20 protein-coding genes and 1 pseudogene are annotated in these 17377 nt (G+C 39.1%); 11 read left to right on the plus strand and 10 right to left on the minus strand.

Annotated elements, in window-relative coordinates:
• Positions 1-81: 81 nt before the first annotated feature.
• The 4 genes from AC2JBO_RS32775 to AC2JBO_RS32790 form a co-directional block, all read right to left on the minus strand.
• Positions 82-495 carry a heavy metal-responsive transcriptional regulator gene (locus AC2JBO_RS32775; protein WP_496957817.1) on the minus strand — a complete coding sequence of 138 codons (414 nt, stop codon included), beginning with the start codon at positions 493-495 and terminating at the stop codon, positions 82-84.
• Between the two features lie 79 nt (positions 496-574).
• Entirely contained in the window at positions 575-841 is a 267-nt protein-coding gene (locus tag AC2JBO_RS32780; protein ID WP_496957818.1) for a hypothetical protein, read from the minus strand.
• 11 nt (positions 842-852) lie between these two features.
• Positions 853-3120: a heavy metal translocating P-type ATPase gene (locus AC2JBO_RS32785; protein WP_496957819.1), complete on the minus strand. Its 2268-nt coding sequence runs from the start codon at positions 3118-3120 to the stop codon at positions 853-855.
• A 72-nt stretch (positions 3121-3192) separates the two neighbouring features.
• Positions 3193-3387: a heavy-metal-associated domain-containing protein gene (locus AC2JBO_RS32790; RefSeq protein ID WP_496957820.1), complete on the minus strand. Its 195-nt coding sequence runs from the start codon at positions 3385-3387 to the stop codon at positions 3193-3195.
• 196 nt (positions 3388-3583) lie between these two features.
• On the opposite strand from AC2JBO_RS32790, the gene AC2JBO_RS32795 reads away from it, so the two are divergent.
• From AC2JBO_RS32795 to AC2JBO_RS32820, 6 genes are all read left to right on the plus strand, one after another.
• Complete coding sequence (locus AC2JBO_RS32795; protein ID WP_496957821.1) at positions 3584-4150, plus strand: hypothetical protein; 567 nt, start codon at positions 3584-3586, stop codon at positions 4148-4150.
• Entirely contained in the window at positions 4077-4823 is a 747-nt protein-coding gene (gene rppA, locus AC2JBO_RS32800) for a two-component system response regulator RppA (RefSeq protein ID WP_496957822.1), read from the plus strand. Before AC2JBO_RS32795 ends, rppA begins: the two co-directional genes overlap by 74 nt.
• Positions 4816-6228, plus strand: a complete 1413-nt coding sequence (gene rppB, locus AC2JBO_RS32805) for a two-component system sensor histidine kinase RppB (RefSeq protein ID WP_496957823.1) — start codon at positions 4816-4818, stop codon at positions 6226-6228. Before rppA ends, rppB begins: the two co-directional genes overlap by 8 nt.
• Positions 6229-6465: 237 nt before the next feature.
• The gene (locus AC2JBO_RS32810) at positions 6466-7188 is read left to right on the plus strand and encodes a DUF305 domain-containing protein (protein ID WP_496957824.1); all 723 of its coding nucleotides are present in this window, start codon (positions 6466-6468) and stop codon (positions 7186-7188) included.
• 102 nt (positions 7189-7290) lie between these two features.
• Complete coding sequence (locus tag AC2JBO_RS32815; protein ID WP_496957825.1) at positions 7291-8958, plus strand: efflux RND transporter periplasmic adaptor subunit; 1668 nt, start codon at positions 7291-7293, stop codon at positions 8956-8958.
• A gap of 144 nt (positions 8959-9102) precedes the next feature.
• Entirely contained in the window at positions 9103-9288 is a 186-nt protein-coding gene (locus AC2JBO_RS32820; RefSeq protein ID WP_496957836.1) for an AAA family ATPase, read from the plus strand.
• 122 nt (positions 9289-9410) lie between these two features.
• On the opposite strand, the gene AC2JBO_RS32825 is transcribed toward AC2JBO_RS32820, so the two are convergent.
• The 4 genes from AC2JBO_RS32825 to AC2JBO_RS32840 form a co-directional block, all read right to left on the minus strand.
• Positions 9411-9548: a hypothetical protein gene (locus tag AC2JBO_RS32825; protein ID WP_496957826.1), complete on the minus strand. Its 138-nt coding sequence runs from the start codon at positions 9546-9548 to the stop codon at positions 9411-9413.
• Between the two features lie 3 nt (positions 9549-9551).
• Positions 9552-10506, minus strand: a protein-coding gene (locus AC2JBO_RS32830) for an IS630 family transposase (protein ID WP_496957827.1) whose coding sequence is annotated in 2 segments (ribosomal slippage) — positions 9552-10164 and positions 10163-10506 — 957 coding nt in all. Because the reading frame shifts where the segments join, the coding sequence is not laid out codon by codon here.
• 37 nt (positions 10507-10543) lie between these two features.
• On the minus strand, positions 10544-10708 hold the full coding sequence (locus AC2JBO_RS32835; protein WP_496957828.1) for a hypothetical protein: 165 nt from the start codon (positions 10706-10708) through the stop codon (positions 10544-10546).
• An 84-nt stretch (positions 10709-10792) separates the two neighbouring features.
• The gene (locus tag AC2JBO_RS32840) at positions 10793-11047 is read right to left on the minus strand and encodes a flavoredoxin (RefSeq protein ID WP_496957829.1); all 255 of its coding nucleotides are present in this window, start codon (positions 11045-11047) and stop codon (positions 10793-10795) included.
• Positions 11048-11187: 140 nt separating this feature from the next.
• On the opposite strand from AC2JBO_RS32840, the gene AC2JBO_RS32845 reads away from it, so the two are divergent.
• Both AC2JBO_RS32845 and AC2JBO_RS32850 read left to right on the plus strand, forming a co-directional pair.
• Positions 11188-14304 carry an efflux RND transporter permease subunit gene (locus tag AC2JBO_RS32845; protein ID WP_496957830.1) on the plus strand — a complete coding sequence of 1039 codons (3117 nt, stop codon included), beginning with the start codon at positions 11188-11190 and terminating at the stop codon, positions 14302-14304.
• 20 nt (positions 14305-14324) lie between these two features.
• Entirely contained in the window at positions 14325-14798 is a 474-nt protein-coding gene (locus tag AC2JBO_RS32850; protein ID WP_496957831.1) for a hypothetical protein, read from the plus strand.
• Between the two features lie 145 nt (positions 14799-14943).
• Here the strand turns inward: AC2JBO_RS32850 and AC2JBO_RS32855 are convergent, their stop codons facing one another.
• Positions 14944-15261, minus strand: a complete 318-nt coding sequence (locus AC2JBO_RS32855) for a hypothetical protein (protein ID WP_496957832.1) — start codon at positions 15259-15261, stop codon at positions 14944-14946.
• Between the two features lie 58 nt (positions 15262-15319).
• Positions 15320-15556, minus strand: a complete 237-nt coding sequence (locus tag AC2JBO_RS32860) for a heavy-metal-associated domain-containing protein (RefSeq protein WP_496957833.1) — start codon at positions 15554-15556, stop codon at positions 15320-15322.
• Positions 15557-15661: 105 nt separating this feature from the next.
• Here AC2JBO_RS32860 and AC2JBO_RS32865 point away from each other — a divergent pair.
• The 3 genes and pseudogenes from AC2JBO_RS32865 to AC2JBO_RS32875 all read left to right on the plus strand — a co-directional run.
• Positions 15662-15748, plus strand: a pseudogene (locus AC2JBO_RS32865) (helix-turn-helix domain-containing protein); the annotation flags it as partial.
• A 441-nt stretch (positions 15749-16189) separates the two neighbouring features.
• Positions 16190-16615, plus strand: a complete 426-nt coding sequence (locus AC2JBO_RS32870; RefSeq protein ID WP_496957834.1) for a hypothetical protein — start codon at positions 16190-16192, stop codon at positions 16613-16615.
• A gap of 198 nt (positions 16616-16813) precedes the next feature.
• The coding region (locus AC2JBO_RS32875) for an SDR family NAD(P)-dependent oxidoreductase (protein WP_496957835.1) at positions 16814-17377 on the plus strand (564 nt) is incomplete at its 3' end.

Raw genomic sequence — 17377 nt, forward strand, 5'->3', positions numbered from 1 at the left:
CTTGATTATAAAGGATAATTATCGATTTTAATTAAAATTTAGCACGCGCTTTGTACGGAAGAACCACAAACATTAAATATATTAATGTTTTTCAATGATTGGGCAAATTGTTTGTTGTGAGTTTTCTGTAACCTCTTCCCATCCTGAAAGAAGTCCTTCTAACTCTTGCTTAAACATTAAAAGCTCTTGAATTTGCTTATCAATAGCTATCACCTTATTTTGAAGTCTAGCTTTTATATAATTGCAGGGTAAATTACCTTGGTCATAAACTGATAAAAAATCTTTAATTTCTGATAAACTTAAACCAAGGCTTTGCGCGCGTTTAATAAAGTGTAGGCGAGATAAAACGTCTGAGTCGAACAATCTAAACCCACCTTCTGTTCTACCCGATGCTTTCAAAAGTCCTAGTTCTTCATAGTAACGGATTGTTTTGATTGGTACACCACTTTCTTTGGAAATGGTGCCTATTTGTTTTGTATTTTCTTGCAGTAACATAATCAACGCACCTCTACAGTAATTTATTAATATAGTAATGTTGGGTTCCTTTAGCCTCCACCCAACCTACAATTGTAATTTATTGAATACCATTATCAGCTTCTACCTTTCGTGATTTTGGCTTACTCAGCAAAAACCACCATACTTCTAAACCAATTAACCCTAAACCTAAAGCTGTAACTACTCCTTTTACCCATAGCGGTTGATCAATACGTTGAAATTCACTTGTCTGGGAAGTCGTAGAATTATGGGTTTGATGGGGTATTTGGGCTACTGTTTTGTTGCTGGCGCCACCAAACAATAATCCTAAAGAAGCAATGCCAATAATTATCTTTTTAATTAACATATATATTCCCCTTATACAGTTACTTTGGGTCGGAAGTTACGTAGACGCAATGCGTTTGTTAATACTGATACCGAACTGAACGCCATTGCGGCACCTGCAATAATTGGATTAAGTAACCAGCCAAAGAACGGAAAAAGAATACCAGCAGCAATTGGAATTCCTGCTATGTTGTAAATGAAGGCGAAGAATAAATTTTGACGTATGTTACGAATTGTTGCATGGCTAAGTTGAATTGCTGTTACTACACCTTGTAAATCTCCTGAGATAAGTGTTATGTCACTAGCTGCGATGGCAATATCTGTTCCGGTTCCAATAGCTATACCTACATCGGCTTGAGCTAGTGCAGGTGCATCATTAATACCATCACCCACCATTGCTACAATTTTTCCTTCGCGTTGTAATTTTTTTACTGTGTCAGCTTTTTGGTCGGGTCGGACTTCTGCTAGAACACGCTTTATTCCAACTTCGCGCGCAATAGTTTCGGCGGTACGGTGATTGTCTCCTGTAAGCATTACTACTTCTAAACCTAGTTTTTGTAGTGCTTTTATTGCTTGGGTGGAAGTGGGTTTGACGGCATCTGAAATACCCATTAATGCTTCGATTTTGCTGTCTACTGCAATGTAGATTGCTGTTTTACCCAGGTATTCTAAGCGTTCTTTGTCTTTTTCTAAGGCTTGCGTTTTGATACCTAATTCTTCCATCCAGCGTTGTGTACCAATTTGCACTAGGTGGTTGTTGACGATACCTTGTACACCGTTGCCTGTTAGAGACGCAAAATTTTGCGTCTCTACATTTTGGGTTTCTGCATTTTGGGTTTGGGCGTATCTAACTACTGCTTCTGCTAAAGGGTGTTCGGAGTTGCGTTCTAGTGAGGCGGCTAGTTGCAGTAATTTTATTTCATTGCTGTTTGCTGTACCGTTGACGGTTATAAAGTCCGTGACTGTAGGTTTTCCTTGGGTGATGGTTCCGGTTTTATCTAGAACTATTGTTTTGATTTTGTGTGCTAGCTCTAAACTTTCGGCGCCTTTAATCAAAATACCGTTTTCTGCGCCTTTACCGGTTCCTACCATTACTGATGTTGGAGTAGCTAAACCTAATGCACAAGGACAAGCAATAATCAAAACTCCTACCATAGTAATCAAAGCCAGAGTCAGATTACCCGTGATATTAAACCAAATAATGAAAGTTAGGAGTGCGATTGCAATTACTACAGGTACAAACCACCCTGTTACAGAGTCTGCTAATCTTTGGATAGGCGCCCTGCTACCTTGAGCTTGTTGAACAAGTTGGACTATTTGAGCAAGAACAGTATCTTTTCCTACGCGCGTTGCTTTAAATTTAAAGCTACCAGTTTTGTTAATAGTGGCGCCAATCACTTCATCACCAAGCTGTTTTTTGATGGCTACACTTTCACCTGTCACCATAGATTCATCAATAGTCGATGTGCCATCAACGACTTCACCATCAACAGGAATTTTCTCACCGGGACGAACTAAAATTACATCCCCAATCTGCACCTCTTCAATTGGAATATCAATTTCTTGTCCGTTACGAATTAAACGTGCGGTTTTTGCCTGTAAACCCATGATTTTACGAATAGCAACACGTGTTTCTTTTTTCGCACGACTTTCTAAAAGCCTTCCTAATAATATCAAGGCAATGATAACAGACGAAGCTTCATAATATACATCCGGTCTAAGTCCCTGAGAGATAAAAAAGCCAGCAAAAAACGTAGGGAACAGCGAATAAATAAACGCTGTACTCGTTCCCAATGCGACAAGAGTATCCATAGTTGCCGCATGTCGCTTCAAAGCTTTCCATGCATTGCGATAGAAAGATAAACCACACCAAAATTGGATAGGAATTGTTAGCACTAGTTGCACAATGGGATTATGTAACCACATTGGGATAAAAGGTATATACAACCCAGTCATTATCGGTATAGAACCAATGACAATTATTCCACTGAGGATAATTGCAACAACTACCTTGCGTGTTAGTTCATTAGTTTCTCTTGATAGTCTACGCTTTTCAACTTCATCTTGTTTTACTGTAGAATTTTGTTCTTGTAATGGGTAAGCCGAATAACCAGCTTCATCTACAGCTTTTTGAATATCTGTTACATCTGTTTTTCTAGGGTCATACAAAACTTTTGCTAATTCGGCACCATAATTCACAATACACTCCGACACACCATTAACAGAACTAATTGCCTCCTCAACACTTCGCGCGCAAGAAGCACAACTCATACCCCTGAGTTTTAAAGTAATGTTCTCCATATCTTGCCCCATTAAAAATCTTGTGGGATAAATAATCTTGTGGAGCGGTTGTCCCCAACCACCCCATAAATATTAAGCAACCGAGTAACCAGCAGTCGTAATAGCTCGTTTAATTGCAACTTCGGATGCTTGTGTTTCAACGTTAACCAACTTTGTCTTCGGATCTGCTTGAACTGTTGCAGTCGAGTCAATCGCTTTTATGGCCTCTGTAATCGTGGCGCTACAAGCACCACAAGCCATGTCTGGAACTTTTAGTTGAAGTGTCATCTTGATCACCCTTCTAATAACTAATCCTATTTTGAATTCTCCCGTCTACTGGAGAGTCAAGGGGTTTGGGAAATTTTTTTGACGGAATACCCTTATAGCGCTGCATGTAATTACTAGTCAAAGCGAAGCAGAAATTTCATCCTGATTTCATTTTTGGATGAGAAGCTGAGTATAAGATTTCCCAATTCGGCGTATAATGATGCAAAAGTTAATTAATTATGGTGTATTTACTACAATTGCTCTAGCTATTATCTCTACAGGTTGTGCAACCGCCAATACATATGATACTGAATCTCATAATGTTAAGAATAAGACACAACTATTTTTAACCCAGTGGCAGCTTGTTAAACAAACTTTTCAAATACACGTACCCAAGCATGGTAAACCTTTAAAGCAGCTAATAATCGAAACTCCCTCTGCTGTTGCTGTAAGTAGTGATATTAGTGTTTTTGATGATAAAAATCAAAAAGTTAATATTGATATTTCTGTTGATAATAGAAAAATCATTATCACTTTTACAGAAGCGGTTACTTATAGCACTAGTAAGATTTTAATCTCACTTAATAGAGTCCAACAACCAATCAATGCATTAGAGATTGTCTACAGTTTATCAGCTAAAGTTATTGGAAGCGATGCAGAGATACCTATAGGTCAAGCTATTTTTAGGGGGATAACTCAGTTACAAAAAAATGCTTATTTCACAAATAGACAACGAAACTTTAACTACTCAATTAGATATGCGGGTGTTGCTAGTCGAAGATGAACCGGATTTAGGAGCTGCTATTAAGCGTACTCTAAAACAGCAAATGTACTTAGTTGACTGGGTAATTGATGGTACAGAAGCGTGGGCATATTTAGAAAATAGCTTCGCGGAATATACTATAGCTATTATTGACTGGATGGTTCCAGGTATCACTGGCTTAGAATTATGTAAAAAAATACGTTTAAAAGGAAATTCTCTGCCTATTATAATGCTTACAGCTAAGGATAGAATGGAGGATAAAATTGCTGGCTTAGATGCAGGTGCCGATGATTACTTAGTAAAACCTTTTGGAATGGGGGAATTACTGGCAAGGTTACGAGCTTTGCAGCGTCGTTTGCCACAGTTCCAACCCCGACAAGTTGTTGTTGGTAATTTCAGTCTAGATTATAGTCGCAGCGAAATTGTAAGTCAAAATGCTTTGGGTGAGAAGCGGGTAATTTCCCTGACTAATAAAGAATTCCAACTGCTGGAATATTTTATGAAGCATCCTAACCAAATTGTGACTACTGAACAAATTCGTAATCAAATATGGGAGATTAATGCAGAAGCAGGTAGTAACGTAGTAGCAGCACAAATACGTTTGTTGCGTCGCAAGCTAACGTCAAGTGGTTGTAATAACCCGATTGAAACTTTGCACAGTTTGGGATATCGCTTTAATTCTAGTAATGAATGAAAATAAACTTTTTCGGTTAACTCGCATTCGTTTAGCTTTGTACTATGCACTGGTCATGGGTTTTATTTTAAGCCTATGTGCCTTCGGTTTTTACAGAGCAGTATTTCATGCTCATGTCGTAGCTTTAGATAATGAAATTGAGTCAGTTGCTGGAACGCTGCACGACAGTATCGAACTAAAACTATTACAACCTGGAAGTTTAGAACCAATTGCATATGAGCTATTTCCAAACATCAATAATTGTAGCGTTGGAGCTAATTGTATTCAACAGGCGCCTTCTGCTAAACGTCATTTACTAGGTATAGTTACTAAAACTAATTACTATGTGCGTTTTATTGATACTTCCCGAAAATTGATTGCGACTGCTGGTTCTTATCCCATTGGCTTACCTACTGTTTTTAATCCCAAAACTTGGCAAATTATTAAAAATAGTAAGGGTAAAGATTATCACCAAATTACTGTAGTTTTACATACTCGAAGTCATCAGCATTGGGGCTATATGCAAGTCGGGCGAAGTTTAGAAGAGTTTAATAGTTATCTTGATAGTGTAAAATTAACTTTAGTATTGGGGTTGCCGATTGCAATGGTGATGATTGCTATTGCATCGTGGTGGTTAGCTGGATTAGCAATGCAGCCAATATACCAATCATATCGGCAAATTCAACAGTTTACAGCCGATGCAGCGCACGAATTGCGAACACCTCTCGCTGCTTGTGGCGCCACAGTTGAATCAGCGCTTTTAACACCGAAACTCGAAGAGGAAGAAACACGAGATATTTTGCAAACTATACACCGTCAAAATCAGCGACTTACGACTTTAGTTGCTGATTTGCTAATGTTAGTGCGTTTAGAGAAACAACCTATTAAACAACGTGAACTATGTTGTTTAGAGGAAATAGTCACCGACTTAGTAGAGGAATTTGAAGCAATGGCAGGCACCGCAGGAGTCACGCTAACATCTGTAAAGGTGGCGCCAATACCGTTAAATATTATTGGTAACACCGACCAGCTTTATCGTTTGATATCTAATTTAATAGTGAATGCAATTCAATATACTCCAAAAGGAGGAGAGGTAACAGTATTTTTAAATAGAAACGACCATTATGCTGTAATTCAAGTTCAAGATACAGGTATTGGTATTTCATCTAGGGAACTTCCTCACATTTTTGACCGCTTTTATCGTGTTAAGCGTGACCGTTCCCGCAGTACAGGTGGTTCAGGATTGGGTTTAGCGATTGTAAGCGCAATTGTTAGTGTACATAAAGGCAAGTTAAATGTAGAGAGTGAATTGAACAAAGGTAGCATTTTTACAGTTCAACTACCTTTGGAAATTACTACTGTAAAGAACAAAAATTCTATTTACTTACTAAAAATGTTGTATCACAGCTTACACAAACCTAAGTAATCCTTGTAAGTAATTTTATAATTATTTGATTAGCAAGTACGAGCGTTTCATGCTGATTTCATTGGTATGCATGATTTCAAGGCGCCTTCTAATTTCATCCTGATTTCATTTTTGCCTGCAAAACTAAATAGTAAGCACAGTAGTATAGCTGTAAACCCCAAACGCGCATTGCAAACCTTGACTCTCCACTTAACTGGAGATTTTAAAATCCAATCAAAAATCATTGAATAATAATCTATGCAACTCTCTAATTTTAAAAATAAGTTCTTTACATTCAGCCTGATTGCTACGACAACTTTTGCTAGTAGTGCCTTGGTTGCTTGTTCTACAACCGCATCCCAAAACGAGGCTCAATCGAATAGTTCAACTGCAACCGAAGCTACCGACAAACAGACGGCTCAAGGCGGCATGAATCATGATGGTATGAATCATGGCGGTATGAACCATAGCATGTCAATGGATTTAGGACCAGCCGATGCAAATTTCGATTTGCGATTTATTGACTCAATGATTCCGCACCACGAAGGCGCCGTAATCATGGCGAAGCAAGCGCTGCAAAAATCGAAGCGTCCAGAAATTAAAAAGCTAGCAAATGACATTATTAAAGCTCAAAACAAAGAAATTGCTGAACTTAAGCAGTGGCGCCAAGCCTGGTATCCAAAAGCTCCAAGTAAACCAGTAGCTTATGATGCAAAACTTAACAAAACTGTGGAAATGTCCGTAGACCAGATGCAAGCGATGATGATGAACATAGACTTAGGTGCAGCAGACAACGAGTTTGACTTGCGCTTTATTAATGCGATGATTCCTCACCACGAAGGCGCCTTAACAATGGCTCAAGATGCTGCAACTAAATCAAAGCGTCCGCAAATCAAGAAACTTGCCCTAGATATTATTTCCTCACAACAAGCAGAAATTAATCAAATGAAGCAGTGGCGCCAAGCTTGGTATAAAAAGTAATTTATGATACGCAATTGAGAACGTTCGTCAATTTCATCCTAATTTCATGTAGTGATGTCAGACTGTAAACCAAACCCAATAACTAAAGGAGATTGACAAGCGATGGGACTGTCTAACTGTAACCAAGCACCAAAAGCAATTTATTGCCTTTCTGGCACGCTGCTGAGTATGTTGTTATTAGCAAGCCCAACACTTGTTTTCGCTCATAGTGGGCATGGTAACGAATTTAAAAGTGGAAGCGATGCAGCAGAAACACCTAGTTCAGTACAAGTCGATGCCCAAACTGCTAACCGACTTGGTATTAAAACAGAACCAGCCAAACGACAATTTCTAGCTGTGGGAATAAAAACTACTGGGCAGATTGAAACATTACCGAGCCAAAAAGTTGAAGTTACTACCCCAATAACAGGCGCCAAAGTAGTTGAGTTATTGGTGGAACCAGGCGCCACGGTTACAAAAGGTCAACCTGTTGCCGTTGTTACAAGTCCAGATTTGGTGACATTGCGCGTAGAATCTCAAGAAAAACGTGCAGAGGCAATAGCTTCATTACAACAAGCGCAAACAGATTTAAGATTAGCTCAACAAAATTATCAACGCTATGTGCAAATTGCTAATGCTGAAATTGCTACTGCACAAAGCCAAGTCTCATTTGCAAATGAAAAATATACTAAAGATAAACAATTAGCTTCGGCTGGTGCCTTACCTCGTCGTAACGCACTTGAATCTCAAACTCAATTAGCAGAAGCGCGCGCTAAACTCACTACAGCTAATAACAGACGCGATGTTATTGAAGCCGAGGCACAAATGAAACGCGCGCAATCAGCTTTACAAGTAGCGCAAGAACATTTACGTCTAAGTAATGCTACTTATAATACTCGACTGCAACAAATTGGTAATGCGCCTAATACAAAGGGTTTAGTGACAGTGACGGCGCCTATTTCAGGTAAAATTGCCGACCGTGAAGTTACTCTTGGTCAAACTTTTAACGATGCAGGTGGTAAATTAATGACCATCGTTAATGATAGTAAAGTCTTTGCTACGGCAAATATTTATGAAAAGGATTTAGATAAAGTCAAAGTCGGTCAAAGAATAAGAGTAAAAGTTGCAAGTTTATCTAACACAATCTTTTCTGGCAAAATATCGCGCGTTGGCACCTTGGTATCACCAGAAACGCGAGTAGTATCAGTACAAGCCGAAATAGAAAACGCTAATGGACAACTCAAACCAGGAATGTTTGCCGAACTTGAAGTCCTCACAGATAAAACTAGTACTCCAGTAGCAGCTATCCCTACAGCAGCAGTAGTTGATGCAAACGGTAAAAAACTTGTTTATGTACAAAACGGTAATGCATACCAAGCTGCCGAAGTTACTCTCGGACAAACATCTGGTGACATGGTAGAAATTAAAAGCGGTTTGTTTGATGGCGATGTAATAGTAACACAACGGGCGCCGCAACTTTATGCACAATCTTTACGAGGTGGTACAACAGACGAACATTCCCACACAGAAGAAACTCAAGTAAAAATTAACAATTCATCAATACCTTTGTGGTTATTAGGAGTTGGAGGAATAGGAGTAGCTGGTGCCGCTTTTGCAGCAGGTAGTTTTTGGTCGAGTCGTCGAACGCGCGACTCTTTAGTTACAGTACATAATAGTGCGAATGAAGAAATTTTAAATCTTGAAAGCGAAGTTTATCTAGATAAACATAAGCACCCAAGTTTATCAGGAACAACAGGACAGCTTAAAAAGCACGACAACAACGAACAGTAGGTTGGGTGGAGCGCAACGTAACCCAACTTATCAACTGATTTATGCCATTATTTTTAATGATTTATTTACCACAGAGACACAGAGTTCACAGAGAGAAGAGCTAAGAGGATGTTTGAAAAGTCAGATCAGGTATAAATTGTCATTCTGAGTGGAATTAGCGGAACAGGAAAAACTTGGTTAACAAAAGTATATGCTGAAGCTTTCGGTGCTGAATACCTTTTAGTTCCCGTCGCTCCTAATTGGACTACTAATGAGGACTTACTTGGATATTTTAATCCTATCAATTCTTTACCCAGGCTGTTATCAATTATATTCAAATTCAGAAATTGAGGCTTTGCCAGCTTATCCTGGTGCTGAAGATACACTTAGAAGATATTTGTATAGCATTTTAAGTAAAGCTTTGAATCAAACAAATTGATTTTTGATACAAAACTTGACAACGCAAAAGTAAATTATCGATAGAGCTTACTATCTTGAATTAAATTTTCTTGCTCTTGAATCTCATCCCAATTAATAACAGCTACCCAGACGTTTTCTTCGGTAGAGTATCGAACAACTCCATCAACTTCTAGATCTTCACTATATAGCATTTCCTAGTCTAATGAGGTACAGTAGCAACAATGGGTAAACCAATTACGAATATCAATTAAAGAGACTTTCTCAAAAGCTGCTTCAATGGCTTGCGCTAAATCTGGATAATTTCGGGCGCCGATAGAACGTAATATACTCTTAATCTTTGACCAGCAGTTTTCAATTGGCGAAAAATCGGGAGAATATGGTGGTAAATAAATTAATTTAGCTCCTGCTGCTTCAATTAAATTTTCTATCTCCTTGCCTAGGTGGATGGAGCAATTATCCATTACGACACAAGCACCATCCCAAAGTTGTGGAACTAAATTTTGAGAAATAAAAGCTTCAAATGTGAGACCGTCTGTTGCGCCTAAAAGGCTGTATTTACTTATCATCCCCTTCAAGCCAATGGCGCCAATTACAGAAACATTTTGACTACGTTTTTGAGGACGAGAGCTATGCGCTCGTTTACCCTTTGGGGCACGAGCAAGTTTTCTTATTAAAGATATATTTACTCCGGCTTCGTCAATGAATATAAGGTTTTCAGGAGATATGGCTTGCATCTCTAACCAAAACTTTACTCTTAATGATTGAACCCTTTGAGTCTCTTTTTCATCCGCATGTAATGTTTTTTTTTACTGTAAATTCCATTCTATTTAACATTCTATCTACTGTTGAGCGTCCAATTAAAACTCCTGTTTTTTGCTCTAATAAAATACGAATTTCCGCCAAAGTAGAATCATTATTCGCTTCGACAATTTCTTTAAGAATATTTAGTTGCTCTTCATTTAACTTTGGTGGAGTTTGTTGTATCCTGATTTTCGGAGCGATGTTTCCTGTTTCTCTATATTGTTTAAGTATTTTTTCAACAAAACTTAAAGCTACTTTAAATCTTTCTGCAAGCTGACGTTGCGATATTCCGCCTTCTAAGTATGTATCAACTATTTTTTGACGTAGGTCAAGTGAGTATGCTTTCATTTTTACTTTTTTAAGATGCACTACCTTTGTTTAAATATTATACCTCATTTGACTGGGAACCGCTATATAATGTTAATTCTTGAGCATCTTGCAACCAAATTTTTTGGCGAGCTAAATCCTCAATCGTTCCAGTACAATTAAGACGTAAGCGACCTTGAGCATCGGCGTTGTGGAAATCAGCAAAAACTCTTGGTTTATCCATAGTTATAAAGCCTCTAATTTGATTTAGCTGGATTGTAAATAGTGGGAGTTAATAGATTGCTAACTTGTTGCGGTGTTAAACCAGTCAATGGTAAGGACTTCTACCAGAAGTACGAACCACATCACCACCTATAGCTCGGACTTCTCCTACTGTTGTAACACCTACTTGCCCATGAGGAATTTTTGCTGCTAACTCTCCTATAGATAATCCTATCGCGCTCTCTACAGAAATTCCAGTTACGCCAATGGGATGAATCCCAACAGCACGTTCAATATCTTCTGGACGATTGCGTCCACCTCGAACAACTAATGCTTCGTCTGGTATCTTCTCTAGGTTCACAAGTAGTTCTTCATTAAGCTTGACCTAAAACAGCATATCAATATTAGTATGCTCTAAAACTTATGAGATCAAAATTTCATCTTGATTTCATCTTGGTCTGGGACATTAGAGATAGTACCTAACTACGAACATTACTATGAATGCTTAATTCTATTGTTAAATGGTCGATTACTCAGCGGTGGCTGGTAGTTCTAGCCTCGATATTGATTAGTTTGTGGGGATTTCACGCTGTCACCCAAATGCCGCGCGATGTTTTTCCTGCATTTGCTCCCCCACAAGTCGAAATTCAAGTTGAAGCTTCGGGTCTGGCGCCAGAGGAAATAGAATCTTTAGTTACCCGACCGATAGAAAGTTCTATTAATGGAACTCCGGGACTGGTATCTTTGCGCTCGGCTTCTGCGGTGGGTATTGCTTCTATTAAAGCTGTTTTTAGCTGGGATACTGATATTTACCGCGCGCGTCAATTGGTGCAAGAGAGGTTACAACGCGCGCAAAGTTTGCTACCACAATCTGTAGAGCAACCAGAGATTCTACCTGTCTCATCACCGCTTGGCTGGACGGTGAAATATGCCTTTACGTCGAATACAACCTCAATGATGGAAGTATGGCGTCTTATGAATTGGGATATCAAAAACCGTCTGCTTGCAGTTCCTGGTGTTAGTAATATATTTATCTACGGTGGTGATGAAATTCAATATCAAGTTTTAGTTGACCCAGATAAACTTAAAGCTTATGACGTTTCTTTATTAGATGTAACTAAAGCCGCGCAAGATGCTAACAAGAATGTACCAGGAGGATTTTTAATTACTCCTGACCAAGAAATGCTTGTGCGTGGAATTGGGCGAATTGATTCTATTGATAAACTGAAGCGTTCGGTTATTAAAGCTACTAAAGGTACGCCTGTTTTATTGGAACAAGTGGCAGATGTACAGATTGGTTCAGCACTGCGACGGGGAGATGGGTTATATAATGGTAAGCGCGCGGTTATCTTAACTATCACCAAGCAACCTACAGCAGATACTCCAACAGTTGTAAAAGCTGTCTCTGAAGCAATGGCAGAAATTAAGCCGGGATTACCTAATGATGTTATTTTTACTAAAACCTTTGACCAAAGTTTATTTATCGAAGGTTCGGTGAAAAATGTTGAGGAAGCGCTGCGTGATGGAACGATTATTGTTTCGGTTATTCTAATTCTCTTTTTAATGAATTGGCGAACGGTAGTTATTAGCCTTAGTGCTTTACCTGTGTCATTACTTTTGGGAATGATTATCCTTAACTGGACTGGGCTGGGAATTAATACTATGACTTTGGGAGGGTTAGTAGTTGCAATTGGTTCAGTAGTGGATGATGCCATTGTTGATATGGAGAATGTATATCGACGCCTACGAGAAAACCAAATATCTCCTCATCCTAAAAGACCTTTACAAGTAGTTTTCGATGGTTCAGTAGAAGTACGAGTTAGTGTTTTATTTTCCACTGTAATTATTGCAGTAGTCTTTGCACCAATTTTTGCGCTATCTGGGGTAGAAGGTCGCATTTTTACGCCGATGGGAATTGCTTATTTACTATCTATTTTGGCTTCTACTTTGGTCGCATTAACATTAACTCCGGCATTGTGTGCTTTGTTACTTGCTAATCGGCGCCTGCCCAATACAGAAACTTGGGTAGAACGTAAAGCACATCAAGTATATTGTCCAGCTTTAAAGTTTGCAATTCGCCGTCCCAAAATAGTTTTAGGAATTGCTTTAGCAGGATTTATAGCTTCAATAATTATTCTACCTAGTTTAGGAAAAGTCTTTTTACCAGAGTTCCAAGATAGACAGTTAGTAAATTCAATTACTTTATACCCTGGTGAATCTTTGGATGCAACGAATCAGTCAGCTACGGCAGTAATGGATGCATTGAAAAATAATAAGCTGTTTGATTCAATTCAGTTGCGCTCAGGTTTTGCTCAAGGAGACCCAGATATAGCAGGGGTTAACTTTGGCGAGATGGATGTACAAATTAGCGAAGCAGGAGCAAAAAATCGGGCGAAAACTATTGAAGTATTGCGAAAAGAGTATGAAAAATTACCTGGTGTAGCAACTAATATCGGTGGTTTTATTTCCCACCGTATGGATGAAATTTTATCGGGTGTCAGAAGTGCTATTGCCGTCAAAATCTATGGTACTGAACTTGGAGACCTGCGTAATATAGGTAAACAAGTACAAACTGCTATAAGTGGTATTCCTGGCATTGTAGATTTGCAGCTTGAACCGCAAGTTCCTGTTAAGCAAGTGCAAATTAACTTTGACCGCGATGCTGCCGCGCGTTATGGTTTAAGTATTGGCTCGCTAGCAGAAACAATTGAGACAGGTTTGAATGGAAAAGTTGTTTCCCAAATTTTGGATAAGCAACAAACTTTCAATATGGTTGTTTGGCTACAAGAACGTTACCGCAATAACTTAGATGTACTTGGTAATTTACTAATTGATATCCCTTCAGGGCAAAAAATTCCGCTTTCCCAAGTTGCCAAAGTCGATTATGCCACAGGTCCTAGCACCATCAACCGCGAAAACGTTTCTAGATTGATTGTAGTTTCTGCGAACGTTTCGGGAAGAGATTTAGGTTCTGTAATTAAAGACGTGCGCTCTCGTGTGAAACAAATACCTCTAAAATCTGGGTACTACATTCAATTTGGCGGACAGTTTCAAGCACAGGAACAGGCGACACAAACTTTAATTATTGCAGGTAATGCCGCGTTTGCAGTAATTGCTGTATTAATCTACTTTGCCGTCCATTCAATTCCTGCCATGCTAATGATTATGATTAACTTGCCACTAGCGTTAATTGGTGGTGTAATTTCTGTTGCTATTAGTGGGGGTATTATCTCTGTTGCTTCAATGGTTGGTTTTATCACCTTATTTGGAGTCGCAACACGAAATGGATTGTTATTAGTAGATAACTACAATAATCGTTTAGCTGATGGAATACCCCTCAAAGAAGTAATTGTCTCTGGTTCAATGGAACGCTTAGTAGCAATTCTATTAACAGCACTAGCGTCTGCACTGGGTATGGTTCCTCTTGTAGTTGGGACAGGTGCAGGGAAAGAAATTTTGCAACCTCTAGCTGTAGTGGTATTAGGAGGTTTATTTACTTCTACTGCATTAACACTATTAGTTCTACCTGCTTTATATTCGCTATTTGGTAAGTTTTTAGTTTCAAAACATCCGACAGAAAATATTCAAGATTCCAATGTTTCTGAAGTAACTATATAATATTTAACAGGAGTAAATCAATGAAATCACTCAAACTAGGCTTTATTATTTTAGCTAGTGCAGGATTGTTTTTAGGCGCCTGTAGCAACCAAGCTTCAGAAAGCACTAATACAACTAGTAGTACTACAGAAACTATAGGTAAAACTGAAACGACTGCAAATAACGCAGACCATTCTGGCAGCAAAAAAGGTGGTCAAGTAGTCGAAGTCGGAAAATATCACTTAGAGTTAGTACCTGAAAAAGAAGATGGCGCCACTCATTTAGATTTATATGTATTATCAGGTGATAAACACGAAGCTGTTCCCAACGCAAAAGTTACGGCAGATATTCAGGCGCCGGATGGAAAACAAAAAACTGTCCCCCTAACCTATGATGCTGATGGTAAACATTATGCTGCTAAGTTGGATAAAGGCTCCGCTGGTCAATATCAAGTTAGAATTAATGCCGATATTAGCGGTGAAAAAGTTAACGGACGATTTAATTTTAATCAGTAATTATTGAAGAATATTTAGATATTTGTGAAGCTGGCATTGAAAAAGAAGTATATGCCAGCTTTTTATTATTTACGAAATCTAATATAGCAGCTACTTTTGTCTCGACGCAGGAAGTTTAAGCGTACTGGTTTACCTGCATCAACTATCACTCGACACTCGACTTAGGCTCGTAACCTCCATCTACTGTAATTGTAACTTCTTGAATGCCATTATAAGCTTCTGCGTTTCGTGACTTTGGCTTACTTAACAAAAACCACCATATTTCTAAACTAACTAATCCTAAACCAGAAACTGTAACTGCTGCTTTTACCCATAGCGGTTGTTCAATACGTTGAAATTCACTTGTCTGGGAAGTCGTAGAATTACGGATTTGATGAGGCATTTGTGCTACCGTTTTGTTGCTGGCGCCACCAAACAATAATCCTGAAGCAGTAATGCCAATAATTATGTTTCTAATCAACATATATATACCCCTTATGCAATTACTTTAGGTCGGAAGTTACGTAAACGCAATGCATTTGTTAATACTGACACTGAACTGAATGCCATTGCGGCGCCTGCAATAATTGGATTAAGTAACCAGCAGTTGTAATAGCCTGTTTAATTTCCACCTCAGATACTTGGCAGTCAACACTTACTAACTTTGTCTTCAAGTCAGTTTGAACTATTGCATTTGGGTCAATAGCTTTTATCGCCTCTGTAATAGTGGCGCCACAAGCAGAACAAGCCATATTCGGAACTTTTAATTGAAGCGTCATATTCATAACCCTTTCAGTAACTAATATTATTGTGAAATCTCCCCTCTACTGGAGAGTCAAGGGGTAAATGAAATTTTGTACCAAAAAAACAAATTTTCGCACAAATTTCGTTTATTGCGTCGTAAACTATTGAATAGTGGTTGTGCCAACCCAATTGAAACTTTACACGGTATGGGATATCGTCTTAATTGAGCCAGATGAATCAAAATAAACTGTTCCGGCTATCCGAGACTTGCAAGCGTAAATTGACTAAATCTCACGGTTTTAATTGAAAATCTTCGACGTTAATAAAGAGTTTTTTGATCAATCTCAGAAGTGAAACCGTACTTTGAAGTAGCAGTCATCATGTAAGTTTTGGTTCTACAAGAACATCTATGCCTTACAATATAAGCGTTTGTAATCGGAGCAGATTCAACTACCCCACCCTACGGAGGGTGGGGATTGTAGGGAGTAAGCCTTACGACTTTAAGTGTTGAATAGCCCACTGAGACGCGGTTCTGCAAAAACTACCGGATTCTTCCCTAGTTCGGATTAAATTTCAGCCATCTTACTAATGGCGTTGGGTAAAGCCAAGACATCATAATCGCGTTGGGCAAAGGGACTATTAACTATTACTCGGAGGATTATCTCTTGATGCGAGTACCAGTATTATCGACCGATGGCAAACCATTAATGCCGACAAAACCATCAATGCGGTGGAAAGGTGAAGTCAAAATAACACCTGCACCATTTACCGTGATTCGGCGTTCACCTGTATCGCGTCGCCAACTACATTTAATGCTGCAAAGCTTGGGTGGGAAGCGCCGCAAATATGGTGGAACTATAACCCGTCATGGTTTTAGAAAGGGTGATTATGTCAAAGCCACTCAAGGTAAAAAAACCTTTTTTGGTTGGGTAAGTGGCGATACTAAAACTGCTGTTTCGGTATCCAATTTTAACTGGGAACGGTTAGGTCAATGCAGTAAAAACAAAGTCCAGTTAGTGCGACGTAACACAGGATTAATTGTGTTACCAACTAGGAAATTATCAAATTTGATGGCATCGAACCATCAAATTTGATTGCTATCCCTAAGAGAACTACTGCGTCTCAGTCGGGGTATCTTTCCTTCGGAACACTGCGTGAACGCAAAAAAAAAGATGAAATTAGATTAAGAGGTTGGTACAGAAATCGTCATGCATTTATCAGCCGTTTTTAAGATTTAAGCTTCTCAGTCCGTAAAAATGCAAGTAAATAGCTGAATAAGGAGAAGACCAATTATGAACTTGAAGCTAGCAGGAAAATCAGCGTTAGTTAGTGGCTCTACAAGTGGCATTGGCTTTGCAATTGCACAATCGCTTGCCGAAGAGGGGGCCTCCGTGATCATCAATGGACGCTCAGAAGAACGGGTAAAACAGGCGATTGACAAAATCCACCTACTTGTCCCAAACAGCAACTTGTCAGGTATTGGTGTTGACCTATCTACCCGTGAAGGTGCTGAACAACTCTTTCAACAAGTGCCCACTGTAGATATTTTAATTAACAACCTAGGCTTTTACGAACCAAAAGCATTTGGTGACATTTCAGACGACGACTGGCTCAAAATTTTTGAAGCAAACGTTTTAAGCGGTGTACGCCTAAGTCGTCAGTATTTGCCTACGATGCTGAAGCAAGACTGGGGGCGCATTATCTTCATCTCTAGCGAATCCGCCGTCCAAATTCCGGTAGAGATGATCCACTATGGCATGACTAAAACGGCGCAGCTTGCGATTGCCCGTGGTCTTGCTGAAATGACGGTTGGTACTGGTGTAACGGTCAATTCCGTGCTACCTGGTCCCACTCGC

It is taken from the genome of Calothrix sp. CBUCES-K 9914, from assembly GCF_059640475.1.